The sequence below is a fragment of the Pontibacterium sp. genome (assembly GCF_964228735.1).
Classification (GTDB): Bacteria; Pseudomonadota; Gammaproteobacteria; order Pseudomonadales; family Balneatricaceae; genus Pontibacterium.
On record NZ_CAXRBQ010000088.1, the window covers coordinates 1 to 16,632 of the forward strand.

The 16,632-nt window shown below is 49.9% G+C and carries 13 protein-coding genes; 11 read left to right on the plus strand and 2 right to left on the minus strand.

Annotated elements, in window-relative coordinates:
* The first annotated feature begins 67 nt into the window (after positions 1-67).
* The 6 genes from ACEQ15_RS10410 to ACEQ15_RS10435 all read left to right on the plus strand — a co-directional run bounded on the left by ACEQ15_RS10410 (position 68) and on the right by ACEQ15_RS10435 (position 9,138).
* A protein-coding gene (locus ACEQ15_RS10410) for an IS3 family transposase (RefSeq protein ID WP_370279117.1) occupies positions 68-1,230 on the plus strand; the annotation gives its coding sequence in 2 pieces (ribosomal slippage) (positions 68-323 and positions 323-1,230; 1,164 coding nt in all).
* A 229-nt stretch (positions 1,231-1,459) separates the two neighbouring features.
* Positions 1,460-2,677: a TolC family protein gene (locus ACEQ15_RS10415; RefSeq protein WP_370279119.1), complete on the plus strand. Its 1,218-nt coding sequence runs from the start codon at positions 1,460-1,462 to the stop codon at positions 2,675-2,677.
* A 31-nt stretch (positions 2,678-2,708) separates the two neighbouring features.
* On the plus strand, positions 2,709-3,872 hold the full coding sequence (locus ACEQ15_RS10420; protein ID WP_370279121.1) for an efflux RND transporter periplasmic adaptor subunit: 1,164 nt from the start codon (positions 2,709-2,711) through the stop codon (positions 3,870-3,872).
* 13 nt (positions 3,873-3,885) lie between these two features.
* Positions 3,886-7,071, plus strand: a complete 3,186-nt coding sequence (locus ACEQ15_RS10425; protein ID WP_370279122.1) for an efflux RND transporter permease subunit — start codon at positions 3,886-3,888, stop codon at positions 7,069-7,071.
* A gap of 91 nt (positions 7,072-7,162) precedes the next feature.
* Positions 7,163-7,831 (plus strand): response regulator transcription factor, encoded by a 669-nt coding sequence (locus ACEQ15_RS10430; RefSeq protein ID WP_370279123.1) that lies wholly within the window; start codon positions 7,163-7,165, stop codon positions 7,829-7,831.
* On the plus strand, positions 7,828-9,138 hold the full coding sequence (locus tag ACEQ15_RS10435; RefSeq protein WP_370279124.1) for an ATP-binding protein: 1,311 nt from the start codon (positions 7,828-7,830) through the stop codon (positions 9,136-9,138). The genes ACEQ15_RS10430 and ACEQ15_RS10435 overlap by 4 nt, the downstream gene beginning before the upstream one ends.
* A 148-nt stretch (positions 9,139-9,286) precedes the next feature.
* Here ACEQ15_RS10435 and ACEQ15_RS10440 read toward each other — a convergent pair whose 3' ends face one another.
* Both ACEQ15_RS10440 and ACEQ15_RS10445 read right to left on the minus strand, forming a co-directional pair.
* On the minus strand, positions 9,287-9,901 hold the full coding sequence (locus tag ACEQ15_RS10440; protein WP_370279125.1) for an OmpW family protein: 615 nt from the start codon (positions 9,899-9,901) through the stop codon (positions 9,287-9,289).
* Between the two features lie 351 nt (positions 9,902-10,252).
* Positions 10,253-10,423, minus strand: a complete 171-nt coding sequence (locus tag ACEQ15_RS10445) for a hypothetical protein (protein ID WP_370279126.1) — start codon at positions 10,421-10,423, stop codon at positions 10,253-10,255.
* Between the two features lie 279 nt (positions 10,424-10,702).
* Between ACEQ15_RS10445 and ACEQ15_RS10450 the strand changes: the two genes are divergently transcribed.
* From ACEQ15_RS10450 to ACEQ15_RS10470, 5 genes are all read left to right on the plus strand, one after another.
* On the plus strand, positions 10,703-11,680 hold the full coding sequence (locus ACEQ15_RS10450) for a dihydrodipicolinate synthase family protein (RefSeq protein WP_370279131.1): 978 nt from the start codon (positions 10,703-10,705) through the stop codon (positions 11,678-11,680).
* Positions 11,681-11,683: 3 nt separating this feature from the next.
* Entirely contained in the window at positions 11,684-13,201 is a 1,518-nt protein-coding gene (locus ACEQ15_RS10455; RefSeq protein WP_370279127.1) for an aldehyde dehydrogenase, read from the plus strand.
* Positions 13,202-13,384: 183 nt separating this feature from the next.
* Entirely contained in the window at positions 13,385-14,734 is a 1,350-nt protein-coding gene (locus ACEQ15_RS10460; RefSeq protein WP_370279128.1) for an NAD(P)/FAD-dependent oxidoreductase, read from the plus strand.
* Positions 14,735-14,797: 63 nt separating this feature from the next.
* Entirely contained in the window at positions 14,798-15,907 is a 1,110-nt protein-coding gene (locus ACEQ15_RS10465) for an FAD-binding oxidoreductase (RefSeq protein ID WP_370279129.1), read from the plus strand.
* 114 nt (positions 15,908-16,021) lie between these two features.
* Positions 16,022-16,632 (plus strand): AzlC family ABC transporter permease (locus tag ACEQ15_RS10470; RefSeq protein ID WP_370279130.1); only part of this gene is annotated, 611 nt, incomplete at its 3' end.

Sequence of the window (16,632 nt, forward strand, 5' to 3'; positions counted from 1 at the left end):
TGTAGTGGTCCAATGAACCCGGACACCCATTTAGGTGGTACAGTCACCACCTTAGAAGAGGTGTTCCATGACCAGAAAACGTCGATCATTTACTCCTGAGTACAAGCTTGAAGCTGCCAGTTTGGTAGTGGATCAAAATTATACTGTCCCCGAGGCGGCCCGCTCGTTAGGGGTCAATGAAAATGTGTTGCGACGTTGGGTTAAACAGTTGCGTGATGAGCGCCAAGGCACAACCCCGACAGGCAAGGCTTTGACGCCGGAGCAGCAGCGTATCAAGGAGCTGGAAGCTCGCGTTGATCGACTTGAAAGAGAAAAGAGCATTTTAAAAAAGGCTACCGCTCTCTTAATGTCAGACGAGATGAATCGTTCGCGCTGATAGACCAGTTAAGTGAGCAAGAAAGTACCGATCTGGTCTGCACTGTATTCGATGTGACGCGCTCGTGCTATTACAGCTACAAACAGCGTCAAAAGGTTATTGATACTGACCGACTTTATCTGAAGGCCCGGATTAATGAGGTGTTCAGAGAAAGTCGAAGTTCCGCGGGCAGCCGCGCGATTGCAGAGAGGCTACAAGCTGAAGGCATCGTAATAGGTCGCTATAAAGTGCGCAAGCTGATGCAGGAGTCTGGACTGATCTGTAAGCAGCCTGGCCCTCATACCTACAAGCAAGCTGCGGTTGAACGCCCCGATATCCCGAATCATCTGGATCGGCAATTTAACGTGGCTGTGCCTGATCAGGTCTGGTGTAGCGATATTACCTATATCTGGGCCGGTAATCGCTGGGTATACCTAGCGGTCGTACTCGATCTATATACCCGCCGAGTTGTCGGCTGGGCCTTATCGGATCGGGCGGATGCCGGTCTTGTGGTTAAAGCCTTAGACATGGCCTACCTGCAGCGGAACGAACCTAGCGGTGTGATGTTCCACTCTGATCAGGGGAGCCAGTATGCCAGCCGACTGTTCCGCCAGCGGCTGTGGCGATACCGCATCAAACAGAGTATGAGTCGTCGTGGAAACTGTTGGGATAATGCCCCGATGGAAAGACTCTTCCGGAGCTTGAAAGCCGAATGGGTTCCAGCCACGGGCTATGTATCGAAAGCTGAGGCGCAAAAAGATATTGGAGATTACTTGATGCGGTATTACAACTGGGAAAGGCCGCATCAGTACAACAACGGGCTGCCTCCTGCGAAGGCAGAGGAAAGTCCTAATTTACTGTCCGGAATTAGTTGACCACTACATTTACGCCGTTTATATTTTATTTTTATGGGTTTTTTAGGTGCTGAGTAATCGGTTTTGTGCAATATAAATCAGAGTGTCTAAGTTCTGGGTTGTTGGATGGAAACGGTTTTAATCTGAAATCACATATAAGGTAAATAAATACCTTTTTTGGCCCCCAAAAAAATGTCATTAACTTAAGGTGTCAGTTTGTTTGGAGCTGGCTTGTTGAACAGGGTGTTAGATGAGAAAAGAACCAACCACAAAAAATATACTGGCAGGTAGTATTTTACTTTCGTTGTTTGCGTTGAGTACTTCAGTATCTGCTGCGCAGTGGTCTGAATCACTGTTAGGTCAGCTACAGAAACATCCGCGATGGAAAGTTATGGATGCTGAGGTAAACGCCGCGATCAAAGACCAGGTAGCGGCATCTCAACCATTGTATAACCCAGAGTTGGAGTTGAGTTACGAAGATACATCGGAAAACGCGTATCAGATTGGTGTTTCTCAACAACTTGATCGAAGTGACAAAGGTCTGGTTCTTAGTCAAATTGGAGCGGTAAATGCAGACATCGCTCGCTTTGAGAAAATGAAAAAGCGCAATGAGTTGGCAGCGAAAGCGCTGATAGGGATGGTAAACCTTCGTCGAGCGAATGAGGTGCTTCTACTTGCGAGTAGTCAGCAAAAAATCACGCAAAATTTAGTAAATATTGCAGAAGAGCGCCTACGGGTTGGGGATATTGGTGCCCTGGATGTTCAGTTAGCACGCTTGGCATTAACTGATTCAACCAAAACATTGGTTGAATCTCAAACAGAAAGGGATCGAACTCGCTTAGAGCTATCGACAATCTTGGGCGAAAGCAATGTGGCACTGCCTAACTATTTTGCCAACATGCAGTTGCCAGAGCCGGACTTTGAAGAACTGTTACAGCAAGAACCCGATGTGCTAATTGCTGAAGCACAGTCCAGGAAAGCGTTGCTTGATGTAAGTAAGGCTGAAAAAGAAACCATAGCCGATCCCTCAATTGGTATCGGTCTAGGGCGAGATGGCGACGACAATGTAGTGGCGCTGACCTTTAGCATGCCTCTTTTTGTGCGTAACACCTACAGTGCAGAAGCAGATGCGGCACGGATGCGCGGTGAATCTGCGGATAAGCGACTACAGGATGTAAAAACGCGAAAAGCTGCTGAGATGACAAGTAGTTGGCGCGCATATAAACGTTATGACAAACAAATGCGCGCATTCCAGTCTGGCAGTCATGACAGTATGACTCGTTTAAATCGTCAGCTCGAAAAGCTTTGGCGCTTAGGTGAGCTGACCACCACTGCCTACCTCCAGAACTTGCAACAGACTAATGCCTCTCTTTTTGCCGAAATTGAGATTGAAGCACAAGCCGATTTGAACTTTGTCGAATGGTTACGCAGTAGTAACCAAGTTTTAACGTGGCTCCAAAATCAGTAATACATCCCACAATTTCGAAGATGAGTAACTTATGAACGAAAAGAAAATTCAGAGTGTTCTGTTATCCCTTTTTCTGATGGGAGGCTGCACTGCAGTATATGCTGGTGCTGCGGATGAGCATAGCGATACATTGGAACTGTCTTTAGTTGAAACTGAGGGGCATGCCGATGTTGAAACTGAAGATGGGGCTATCCACATCTCGCCCCGACAGCGTGAAATGATTGGATTGAAGGTTGAGCGAGTCTCGTTAAAGGATGTGGCTCAGACGTTGAGGGTGCCAGGTGAAGTTACATTCAATGCCTATCGAAGTAGCGTTATTTCTCCCCGCTCCGACGTTCGAGTGGTTAAGCGCCATGTGATGCTTGGTGACCATGTTAAAGAGGGTACGCCTCTGGTTACGTTGTTTTCAAAAGAGTTGGCCGAGAGATTATCAGAGCTGCGTGTCGCTGAGAAAGAGTGGGAGCTAGTAAATAAGATGGGACGAAAACTGGCTGGGAAGCAGCGGTTTGTCGCCACTAAATCAGCCTTTTTACAGGCGAAAGCGCAAGTTAAGTCTTTCGGTTTGAGTGAGGTTGAAATACAGCAACAGCTGAATAATTCCCATTCAGAGAGTCTGGGGGAGTTCGCTTTGCGCGCGCCTCATGATGGTGTGGTCCAGCGGGACGATTTTTTGGTCGGGCAGCAGTTGGCAGCTGGTGATCAACTGATTGTTTTAGTGGATGAGCAAGAAATATGGGTAGAAGCACAAGTATCCCCTAACCATCCGATTAACAGCCCGGTGGGTACGGCTGTACAACTTCAAATAGGTAACGGTGAATATACCGGATCTTTACAGCAGGTCGCTCATACGATTGATGAAATGACTCGAACCCGGATGGTACGAATCACTGTCGACAATAGAAAGCACGCACTGCATCCGGGGCAGTTTGCTCAAGTCGATGTTCCCACGCAGGAATCAAAACCACAGCTTGTAATTCCTGAGTCAGCTTTTACGCGCACGCCAGACGGTGATTGGGGGGTGTTTGTTGAACAGGCGCCTGGCGAGTACAAGCTTCAGGAAGTAGAGGTGATAAGAGATTTGCGTGGCCAGCGTATCGTAGACGGTATCAAGGCAGGCACTCCTGTTGTGGTGGCAGGTACCTTCTTCCTTTCTTCGGAACAGGCAAAATCCGGTTTCGACATTCATAACCACTAATAGGAGGACAGGTATGCTGAATAAGGTTATCGGCTGGTCGGTCACAAACCGGATTCTTATATTGATCGCTGTTATCGTTGCCTTGGTGGGTAGTGTCTTTTTGATTCCTCGTCTGAATCTGGATGCGTTTCCTGATGTAACAAATGTACAGGTGTCTGTGAACGCAGAGGCACCAGGGTTGGCTGCGGAAGAGGTAGAGCAACTGATCACCTTTCCTATCGAGTCGGTAATGTACTCCATGCCAGATGTGGAAGCGGTGCGATCCATCTCAAAAACTGGCCTCGCAGGTGTAACCGTTGTTTTTAAGGAAGGAACTGATATCTACTTTGCGCGGCAACAGGTATTTGAGCAGTTGCAGGCGGCAAAAGAGATGATCCCCGACGGTGTGGGCATTCCTGAAATGGGACCAAATACATCAGGACTCGGGCAGATTTATCAATACTTCCTTAAAGCTGAGCCAGGGAGTTCATACGATGTAATGCAATTGAGAAGTTTGAACGATTGGGTGGTTAAGTTGCTTCTAATGCCGGTGGAAGGGGTGACTGATGTACTCTCTTTTGGCGGTGAGGTGCGGCAATATCAGGTAAACGTAGATGCAGAGAAACTGTTGGCATATGGGGTTAGCGTTGATGACTTGGTTGCTGCTCTGGAAGAAAACAACCGCAATTCTGGTGGTTGGTACCTGGACCGCGCGGGCGAACAGCTCGTCGTGCGTGGTGTGGGGTGGTTGCGTAGTAATGCGTCAGGCCTGGAAGATATCGCATCGGTTCCGCTGAAAGAGGTGGATGGCACACTGGTTCGCATCGCTGATCTGGCAAAGGTTGAGTATGGTGTCGAGATCCGCCAAGGCGCTGTCACAATGTCCCGAAAGACCGAAAACGGAGAGATTCAGAATTTGGGGGAAGTTGTGACGGGTATCGTGCTCAAACGCATGGGTAGTAATACCAACACAACTATTAATGAAATCGAGCAACGCATCGAATTGATTAACCGTGCATTGCCGGATGGAGTGACTTTCGAGGCGTACTATGATCAGGCTGATCTGGTCAAAAAGGCGATCAGTACGGTGGTCACAGCACTTGTTCAAGCGTTCATCTTCATTGTGATTATTTTGGCCCTTTTTCTTCTGAATGTGCGCGCGACGACATTGGTGTTGTTGTCGATTCCGCTCTCTGTCGGGCTGGCTTTGGCAGTTATGGCTTACTACGGAATGTCAGCGAACCTGATGTCTCTGGGCGGCTTGGCAATTGCTATCGGGATGATGGTAGATGGCGCGGTTGTGATGATGGAAAACATCTTTAAACATTTGTCTCGACCAGATCGACGTCACGAAGGGCATACGGCACCAGGTGCTGAAGATCCGTTTGATGCACAGCATGACTCCCATGGTATTGCGTTGCGTATCAAAATCGCAGCTACTGAAGTTGCGCGACCGGTATTTTTTGCTGTGATGATCATTGTCGTGGTGTTTGCGCCATTGTTCACATTGCAAGGAGTCGAAGGGAAGTTATTCCAGCCTATGGCTATCACTATCATCATTGCGATGTTGGCTGCGCTGCTGGTGGCTTTGGTGGTTGTGCCTGCGTTGGCAAGCTTGGTATTTCGTACGGGTATCCGTGAGAAAGAGAGTTTTATCCTGAAGCCGATTGATCGAGCTTATCGAGCTGTGTTGTCTGTTGCGATGAACAATCGAAAGGCTGTCGTAATTGCTGCTTTGGTGGGCTTTATCGGTTCTGCTGCGCTCATCCCGAAACTTGGAAGCGAATTTGTGCCGGAGTTGGAAGAGGGAACGATAAATCTGCGCGTTACCTTGGCTCCGTCAGCGAATATGAGTTCGGCGCTCGCTGTTGCACCGCGTTTGGAAAGAGAGCTTTTGAGTTTTCCAGAAGTGACCTATGCCTTGAGTCGTATAGGTCGAGCCGAGTTAGGCGGAGACCCAGAGCCAGTATCGAATATAGAAATTTATATTGGTCTGAAGCCAAAAGCAGAATGGACTTCTGCATCAACCCGGCAGGAGCTGCAGTCTTTGATGCAGGAGCGGATGAATGTTCATCCGGGTTTGCTGTTTACATTCTCTCAGCCGATCGCTACCCGTGTGGATGAGCTTCTTTCTGGTGTTAAAGCACAATTGGCAATCAAGTTGTTTGGTAGTGACCTGGATACACTCGCAGCTAAGGCGCGTGAAATTGAGGCGGCCGTTAAGCAGGTTCCTGGAGCTGCTGATGTTTCGATGGAGCAGGTCGAGGGCGAGGCTCAGTTAGTAGTACGTCCTGATCGCGAAAGTCTCTTCCGATATGGCCTTGCCGTCTCTGATGTGATGGATTTGGTGGAAACCGGTATTGGGGGCACAAGTGCAGGTCAAGTTATCAATGGAAATGAGCGTTATGATATTTATATTCGATTGCAATCAGATCAGCGCAGCAACATAGCGGCTATTCGAGATCTGCGAATGCAGTCTGTAAATGGAGCTCGTGTCCGGTTGGGGGATGTCGCTCAAGTGACAATAGAGGAGGGACCACCTCAGATTCGCCGCGATGATGTTCAGCGTCGTGTGGTGATACAGGCAAACGTGTCAGGCCGAGACATGGGCAGTGTAGTAGCGGACATTTACAAAAAAATCGAAGACGATGTGGAATTACCCGCCGGTTATACTGTCGATATTGGTGGTCAGTTCGAGAATCAGCAGCGTGCCCAGGCCCGGTTGATGATAGTCGTTCCATTATCCATCGCCCTGATTGGATTGTTGCTCTACTTCTCGTTCGCATCTTTGGGACAGGCAGCATTGGTCTTGCTGAACTTACCATTGGCGCTGATTGGTGGAATTGTCGCGCTGTTTATTTCCGGTCAATACCTATCGGTACCGAGCTCTATCGGTTTTATTACCTTGTTCGGTGTAGCGGTGTTGAACGGTGTAGTGATGGTCGAAAGTATTAATCTACGAGTTCAGGATGGTGAGACATTGCAGCAGGCGATCTTTGAGGGAGCGTGTTCCCGTCTGCGTCCTGTTCTGATGACCGCGTTAACCTCAGCGTTGGGCCTGCTTCCGATCTTGATGTCTAACGAAATTGGATCCGAAATCCAAAAACCTCTGGCAACGGTAGTCGTGGGTGGACTGATTTCGTCAACATTACTGACCATGTTGGTGTTGCCAACTTTGTATAGCGCATTTTCACGCTTTAAATACCAAGCAGAGCAATAATCGAATAATGGATGTGAGGCCGTGGGCTGATGAATGCGTTCGTTAGGCCACGGCTTCTTGTTGTAAAAAAGCAAGAGAAGGAAAAGCAATCGTGAGATTGTTATTGGTAGAAGATGATCCGCAGTTAGCGGAACAATTGAGTGTCAATCTCCATTCGGCAGGTTATATCGTTGATGTCAGCAGAACAGCTTCTGAAGCGGATTATAAGATGAACGAGATCCGCTACGATATCGCAATACTTGATCTTGGTCTGCCGGATCGCAATGGTATTGAAGTATTGACCGGCTGGCGTAGTATCCACAATCACACACCCGTATTGGTATTAACGGCACGTAGTGAATGGGAGGAGAAGATATCTGCATTTCGAGCGGGCGCTGATGATTATCTCTGCAAGCCATTTCATCGAGGAGAGTTGGAAGCTCGGTTAGAGGCGTTGCTGCGTCGAAGCCAACCGCACCGATGCCCGCAGTTGGAAGTAGGCGGTGTGAGACTAGAACCCGAAATGCAACAAGCGGTTATTGTCTCTACCGGCGAAAGCCTGACACTTACGTCTACAGAATACCGTTTATTACAGCATTTTATGCGCAGCTCTGGGAGGATCATCAGTCGGCAGCAGTTATTAGATCATTTATATCAGTTTGATCATGAGCCCGAGAGTAATATCGTAGAAAGCTATATTCGTCGTTTGAGATTGAAGCTTGGCAAGGGAGCCATCGTTAATAAACGCTTTCAAGGTTATATCTTTAGAGGGGTGGAATGATTTCTATAGAACGGTCGCTACTTAAGCGTATTTTTGTTATGGCGCTTGTTCTAATATCACTCAGCACCTTTCTGCATCAATGGTGGTTTAGTAGTGTGTGGCTGAATATTCATCAGGGTCAGTTAGTTCGTGAAGCGGAGGCACTGAAAAAACATCTCAATGAGGAACAAATGGATAAGGTTTCTAGTGTTAAAATTTCACTTCCGAACCACAGCTCACATATTTATATAGTAACTCAACGGAATAAGATATGGAGCTCTGCTCCTGACGTTGTTCGGTCCTTGCCTCTGAGAGCCTGGCAGAATACGGCTGGTTATTTTGAGTACACTGGAAGTGAAGGAAAAAAATTCTTGGGGTTAGTTGACATTCTCGATGACGAATTTTCAATTATTGTGATAGAGGATATCTCATTTTCGTCGTTGGAGTTAACAAAAGGGCATCGATACCTTTTAGCGATTTCTTTAGTTGCGGTTATTTTTCTAATGTATCTGCAAAGAATGCTGATAGTAAATGCTTTCTCCCACCTCAATCTGCTTATCAAGGAAGTTAATATGATGCAGCGAGGTGATGCTCCTAGATTAAAGAGTAGCTCGATTAAGGAACTAGAGCCTTTGGTCGGTGCAATCAATCAGCTGCTGGGTTTTTTGGAACACAAGTCACGTCGTAACCGTCATGCTATTGGCAACTTATCACACGCTATGAAGACGCCTCTTGCTGTTATACGCCAGGTAGCCGAGCGAGATGATAATGGCTTGATCAATAGTGATCGGGATTTACTTCTACAGCAAGCAGAACAGCTGTCATTGATTGTAGAAAGAGAATTAAAGCGGGCGCGAATTTCTGGGCCAGGGAGTAAGTCTCAGGCATTTTCAGTGGAGCACGTTATTCAGGATCTTTCCGGAACAATCAAGATGATCTACCCGCAAAAGCCCATATTTGTAGAGGTGGATTGTGCTACCAATGTTGTTTTTCCCGGGGATCGTTCGGACTTTATCGAGTTGATGGGAAATCTGTTAGACAATGCAGGGAAGTGGTGTAAGAGTACGATTTCCGTGACGGCGAAATCCAGTGAGAGTTTCCTCTTGATCGATATCGTTGATGATGGTCCAGGAAGCGGTCTGGATGACCCGAGCCATCTGCTTCAGCGTGGTGTTAGAGCTGATGAATCAGAGCAAGGACACGGTCTTGGGTTGAGTATTGTTGTGGATATTGTGGATCAATATGGTGGTAGGGTGGATCTATCAAACGATGATAAGTTGGGTGGGTTGAGAGTTTCCTTGATGATTCCTTATAGGCAGGCTCATTAATCGAATATGATGTTGGAAGTGGTGTGTAACAAGTCCCTGTCTTTTTTAGGTGTCGCTGTGGCTTAGCTAGAATCATACGCTAAAACTGAATGTGACGCAGCGAGTGCATTGACTCGCTGCGTTTGGGTTTTAATTAACCTCTCGTTTATTAAAACTTATAACCCAATCCTACCATGTACACCCATGGGTCAATTGACACTGTTCCAATGTCCGAACCATTAAGCGTGGCATCTGAATCGATGTCTATATACCAAACCGCAGCGTTTAACAGGACATTTTTGGATATTGCATAATCGATGCCTGCTTGCGCGGACAGTCCAAACGAATCGTCGAGCTTAAGTCCCCCAAGCGTGCTTTTTTCAGAAAAGAAGGTTGTGTAGTTTATGCCGACTCCCAAATATGGTTGCAGCGTTGAAGATGCTTCCAACGGGAAGTATTGGAGAGAGAGTGTTGGTGGAAGCTGTTTGGTTTCGCCGATTTTGGCGCCATTGGCCATAATGTCATGTTTGAACGGTGTAGCTGCAAGAAGCTCCAACCCCATGTTGTCGCTTAACATATAAGATGCGGTAATACCTAATTGCTCGTTATTACCCAAACCACCGTTTATTGAATCCAAGGTGCTCCCGGATTCCATTGTCTCATTTGGCTGCACCGATATAATGCCAGTACGAACTACGATGTCACCTGATTCGTATGCGAAACTACTGAGCGGCGCGGTGATAAAAGCGATTCCGAGAATTGTAGGTTTTAGTAGGCTTTTCATGGTTTGATCCCTTTTGAGTGGTTGTTGATCAATGTATGAGGTATTTAAACATCAACGTATTTTAAGAATGTTGATTTGAGTTCATGTGTTTTTTGAATGTTTATTTAAGGTTTGGTTGGGTGTTGTGGGTCAAAAAATAATGGTTATTCGGCAAATATTCATTTTCAATTAACTTTTGTGTGTAAGTGAAATTTTTTGAAGATATATTTGAAACGGAATGAGGTGATTTGTTTTTATTTGAAGAGATGTTTTTGAAGTAAAGTATTGATTTTGTCGGGTTGTTTTTAGCGGGGAACGGATGGTTATCTGCCCCCAAGGGGCAGATAACCCACTAACGTTAATTAAATGGATTTAGTCATCACCTCTTTGATCCAGTTGTCGCCATTCCGGGGTAAAACGCATTACCCGTGAATCCCAATCGTCATCATAGTCGTGTGATGGACGTATAGGGTCTGCAGATACACTACCTACGACCACCAACGCGGCAATCACTCCTAGTAGGGATTTGCTGATCAGATTCATTTTTTTCTCCTCTTCAAGATGAATGGCCACTATAGGAATGATTGTTGAATCGAGGATGAAATTTCATCTCACCAATGTTGTGGAGTTACCCTGAATGAGGGGACGGTGTAGAGCATAGTTTCGGGGACTTTTTTCCATAACCTGACGTTATGTTTTGCGCGAAAAAAAGGTTGATTGTGGGCTATCGGATCGCCTCGTTACCATTGTGTGAAGCTCGGATAACACATCGAAGAGATCAAAATCCGAACCCAAAGAACAATGATAACTAAGGTGAAACAGATGCACTTCGAAGGGATATATACCCCGGTAATCACCCCGTTTGGGGAAGATTACTCAATCGATTTCGATGCTTACGCCGCCCACGTACAGTTCCTGCTGGACTCTGGTGTACACGGTCTGATGATCGGCGGCACCACGGGTGAATATTACGTAGAAAGCCATGAAGAGCGTGTAGAGCTGCTGAAAGTCGCACGTGAAGTGGTGGGTGACAAAATCCAAATTATCTTCGGTACAGGTTCCGTTAACCCGGATGCCTCTATCAAGCTGGCAGAAGATGGCGCGAAAAACGGCGCTGATGTCCTGCTGGTAGCAACACCGCCTTACTCTCTACCAACGCAGCGCGAGCTGGCACTGCATGCACTGTCGGTTGATCGCGCAGCGAATCTGCCGATCATGCTGTACAACTATCCGGATCGCATGGGCGTGAACATGGAGGAGGAGTTCCTCGACCGTGTGGGCCGCTCGGCTAATTTCTGCGGTATCAAAGAAAGCTCCGGCGACATCAACCGCCTGCACATGCTGGCGCGTGACTACCCGCACATTCAGGTGTCCTGTGGTATGGACGACCAGGCGCTGGAGTTCTTCGCCTGGGGCGCAAAGAGCTGGGTATGTGCCGGTTCCAACTTCCTGCCTAAAGAGCACATCGCACTATACAAAGCGTGCGTACAGGAAAACGACTTCCGCAAAGGTCGCCGCATCATGTCTGCAATGATGCCGCTGATGCGTGTACTGGAGCAGGGTGGCAAGTTCATCCAGAGTGTTAAGTACGGCGTGACCCTCGACGGTCGTTTCTCCGGTGAAGTACGCAAACCGCTGCGTGGCCTGAACAAAGACGAAAAACGCGCAATGGCTCAGGTGGTGAAAACCCTGAAGACCACCATCGCGTCCATCGAAGCGGAAGCTCCGGCGCAGTTTGTTGAGTCGATCAAAGCCAGCATCAGTGAAGTAGAAGTAACCAGCAACGAGGCGGGGGAATAAGCCATGTCTGATCTGTTAACCCTGGAAGAGTACAAGGCGATTGCGGCTGAATTGACCCCACCTGCGATGAGCTTTGTTGACGGTGCCTACCGTCCATCCGTGTCCGGTAACACCTTTGAGACCGTTAACCCGGCGACGAATGAAGTACTGGCAAACGTGGCTGCATGTAATGCAGAAGACGTTGATTTCGCGGTAGCTAAAGCACGCGAAGCATTTGAAGACGGTCGCTGGAGCAAACTGCATCCGGGCGAGCGTAAAGAAGTGCTGATCAAGTTGTGCAAGCTGGTGAAGCGTAACAGCCGTGAACTGGCAGTACTGGAAAGTCTCGACTCCGGTAAGCCGATCGCGGACTGTGAAAACATCGACATCCCCGAGTTCATCCACACACTGACCTGGCACGCGGAAGCGATCGACAAGATCTACGACCAGACTGCTCCTGTGGGCTCAGATGCAATCGCCATGGTTGTGCGCGAGCCGGTTGGTGTTGTGGGTGCCGTCCTGCCTTGGAACTTCCCGCTGCTGATGCTGGCGTGGAAGATCGCTCCGGCACTGGCGGCTGGCTGTTCCATGGTGGTGAAACCGGCTGAACAGACCTCCCTGACTGCGCTGCGCATTGCTGAGCTGGCTGCAGAAGCGGGCCTGCCGCGCGGTGTACTGAACATTGTGACTGGCGGTGGCGCTGAGGTCGGCGAACCACTGGGCATGCACATGGACGTAGATATGGTGACGTTCACCGGTTCTACCGTAACTGGCCGCCGCTTCCTGCGTTATGCGGCAGACTCCAACCTGAAAAAGGTGGTACTGGAGCTAGGTGGTAAGAACCCATGCATCGTACTGGATGACGCGGAAGACCTGGATAAGGTTGCCGAGCAGGTATGTGCAGCGGCGTTTTGGAACATGGGCGAAAACTGCTCTGCTGGTTCCCGTCTGATCGTGCAGGAAGGTGTTAAAGACGCTCTGCTGGAGCGTATTCAGGCACATGCCCGTGACTGGAAAACAGGTGACCCGCTGGATCCGAACAACGAGCTGGGCGCAATGATCGACAAAGGCCACTTCGCCAAAGTATCAAGCTACCTGGATGAAGGCAAAGCTGCCGATCACGACCTGGTACTGGGCGGCGAAACCATGGATGGCATCTTCATCCAGCCAACTATCTTCGATGGCGTAAACAACAGCGACAAGCTGGCGCAGGAAGAGATCTTTGGCCCAGTACTGTCTGTGATCACCGTATCCAGCTACGACGAAGCGATCGCCGTGGCAAACGACACCGAGTACGGTCTGGCGGCATCTGTGTTCACCGCCAACGCCAAGAAAGCGTTGCGTGCTGCACAGGCGGTACGTGCCGGCACCGTAACCGTGAACTGCTTTGGTGAAGGTGACATAACGACGCCATTTGGTGGTTACAAACAGTCCGGTTTCGGTGGACGTGACAACTCTATTCACGCCCATGACCAATACACCGAACTGAAGACGATCTGGGTCGATCTGAGCGACGATGCCGTAGACGGCTGCGTCGACTGATCACACCGATCGTCTTAATCCGGAGCCTGTGATCAGCTTCTATCGTCTGCGGAGAACATTGCAGACGTAGTCACAGGTTCCCCTGAATAGCGCGATCTCCAACGGGAGAGGGCCACCCCTGCGCTTAGGCTCGGGGTGGTCTGCGCCTGAAGGACAGCATTTTGGTCCGGATGGGAACAAAGCATGAGCAAAAAAATAATAAAAGTTAAGCGCTTACCAAAAGATCCAGGCCCTGCAGCCTGGAACCGAATTTTGACGCCTGAACCGGAGTATCCGGCGCTCAGTGGTGATGTTCAGGCTGATTGGGTGGTTGTGGGTGGTGGATTCACCGGCCTTGCAGCAGCGCGACGTCTGGCACAGCTGACCGGCAACGACAGTATCGTTGTGCTCGAAGCGGGACGCCTCGCAGATGGGCCTGCCGGACGTAACAGCGGCTTTATGATCGACCTGCCGCATGAACTGAATTCCGAAACTTATGCGGGTTCGCACGATCACGATCTGCAGCAGATTCGTTTGAACCGTGCCGCTATTGCCTTCGCAGCCGAGATGGCCGAAGAGTACGAAATGGATCGTAAAGTCTTTGATCCATGCGGCAAAGTGACCGCCGCCGGTTCCGATAAGGGTGTCGCCCATATCGAAAGTTACCGCAAACACCTGGATGAGCTGGGCGAAAGCTACGAATTAAGAAGTGCGCTGGACATGAAAGACTGGACTGGCAGCGACTTCTACCGCACAGGTCTGTATACACCGGGCGCGGTGATGATTCAGCCAGCGGCGTTTATTCGCCAGGCCGCCCGGGGGCTGAGCGACCGCGTATCGATCTATGAAAACAGCCCGGTGGTTGAGATGTCATTGGCTGATGATCACCTGCTAACAACACCACGAGGGCAGATCCGTGCCAAGGGTGTAATCCTGGCGGTAAATGGCCATGTACAGTCATTTGGCTTTTTCCCGCGTCAGTTGTTGCATGTGTTTACCTTTGCATCGATGACCCGCGCACTGACGCAGAGCGAAGTGCATCGCTTGGGTGGCGTTGAGGACTGGGGCATTCTCCCGGCCGATCCGATGGGTACCACCGTGCGACGCTCATCCAACTTGATGGGCAGTGGTGACCGTATCGTGGTGCGTAACCACGCCACGCTCAACCAGTCGATCGAAGCTAACGAAAGCAACATGCGTCGTGCAGCCAAATTGCAGGATCGCTCGTTTGCTAACCGTTTCCCAATGCTGAAAGGCGTGGAGATGGAACACCGTTGGGGCGGCCGTTTGTGTCTCTCCTGGAACTCCATGCCGGCGTTTGGCGAAGTGGAGAAACGGGTGTGGTCTGCCTGCTGCCAGAATGGTCTGGGCACGGTAAAAGGCACACTGTCCGGCATGATGGCGGCCGAACAGGCGGTGCTGGGCAGCTCCGAAATGCTGACCGAATTCCTCGACCATCAGCAACCTAAGTTATTGCCACCAGAGCCGTTTTTGTCATTAGGGGCTAATATGACAATGCGCTGGAAAGAGTGGCAAGCCGGTATCGAACTGTAGGGCCTGTCAATGCGAAACAATAATAATGAACCCACAGGTCATGTACCTGAACGGGAGAGGCTGATGAGCGAATTTAATACCTCTGATTTTATGAACCCGATGATGACCCAGACCTGGACCAACGGTCGTCATCTGGTTCGCTGTGTAAAAGTAATTGCCGAAACCCGCGACGTCACCACGTTTACCTTCGGCATGAGCCAACCGGTGCTGTTCTTCTTCAAACCGGGGCAGTTTGTCACCCTGGAACTGGAGATCGACGGCGAGCGTGTGATGCGTTCTTACACCATCTCCAGTTCACCTTCGATCCCGTACAGCTTCTCCATCACTGTGAAGCGTGTACCTGGCGGCAAGGTGTCCAACTGGCTGCACGATAACCTGAAATCCGGTGATCAGATTGCAGTGCACGGCCCGGTTGGCCAGTTTAACTGCATGGATTTCCCGGCAGACAAAGTACTGCTGTTGTCCGGCGGTGTAGGCATCACGCCAGTGATGTCGATGGCACGCTGGTGGTTCGACACCGATTCCGAAGTGGATATGGTGTTCGCCCACAGTGCACGTACGCCGAATGACATCATCTACGCCAAAGAGCTGGAGTACATGTCGACCCGTATCGATAACTTCCAGATGCACCTGATCTGTGAGCGCAACGAGATCGGGCAGGCGTGGGGTGGTTATCGTGGCTACATGAACCTGCATATGCTGAGCCTGATCGCGCCAGACTTTATGGAGCGTGAGGTGTTTTGCTGTGGTCCTGAACCGTACATGGAAGCGGTGCGTAACATGCTGCGTGACGCCGGTTACGACATGGATCGCTACCACGAAGAATCCTTCGGTGAAACGCCTGCCAAAGATGTTAAGCAGGCCGAGAAGCATGCCGATGAGGCCGAGCTGGAAGATCAGCTGCCGAAAGAAACTGTGCAGATCTCCTTTGCAGACGGCGACGCTACTGCAGCCGTGGAGCTGGGTGTAACACTGAACGAAGCGGCAGCGGAAGCGGGCGTAAACATCGCCAAGGCGTGTGGTGTCGGTATCTGTGGTGCGTGTCGTGTGAAGGTGGTGAGCGGCAATGTGGAGATGACCCACAACGGCGGTATTACCGAAGAAGAGATCGACGCGGGTTACGTGCTCTCTTGCTGCACCCAGGTTAAGGGCGACGTACAGATCGAAACTTAAACCCAAGTTCTTTTTGAACCCTCCTAAGGTTCATAGCACTCCTTGCAGGGCATTTGCCCTGCTTTTTTAGTTTGGGAGCAATAAACCAAAGGAACGGGTTGTCGGAGGTAGATGATGCAGTTCAGTGCATATCGGACAGAGTTCTGGCAGGGCGTGCGTGACCTGCTACCGCTGGTATCCGGCGTGCTGCCCTTTGGCTTGATCGCCGGTGCCAACGGTGTGGCATTGGGGATGAGCCCCGAAACCATTATGGGTATGACGGTGCTGTTCTATGCCGGTTCTGCGCAACTGGCTGCCTACCAACTGATTCAGGAAAACGCACCGTTTGTGATCATTTTGGTCACCGCGGTCGTCGTGAACCTGCGCTTTGCCATCTACAGCGCCACCTTTGCGCCGTTGCTCGCGCCGATGAAGCGAATCAAACGCTGGCCACTGGCTTATATGCTCTCCGATCAAGTGTATGGCTTGTGTTCGGTACCCGCGCAACAGCAGCGCTCGGACGGTGAGCGGCTTTGGTACCTGATTGGTGTGGCGACCTCCATGTGGCTGAGCTGGGTGCTGTCGGTGATTGCCGGTATCGCCCTCGGTGCCAGTATTCCACCGGAGTGGTCACTGGAGTTCACCATTCCACTCGCATTTCTGGCGATGCTGGTGTCCACCATCACCCGTCCGATTCTACTGTTTGTGGCGGTCGTATCGGGTCTGAGTGCGGTGCTGTTTCAGCT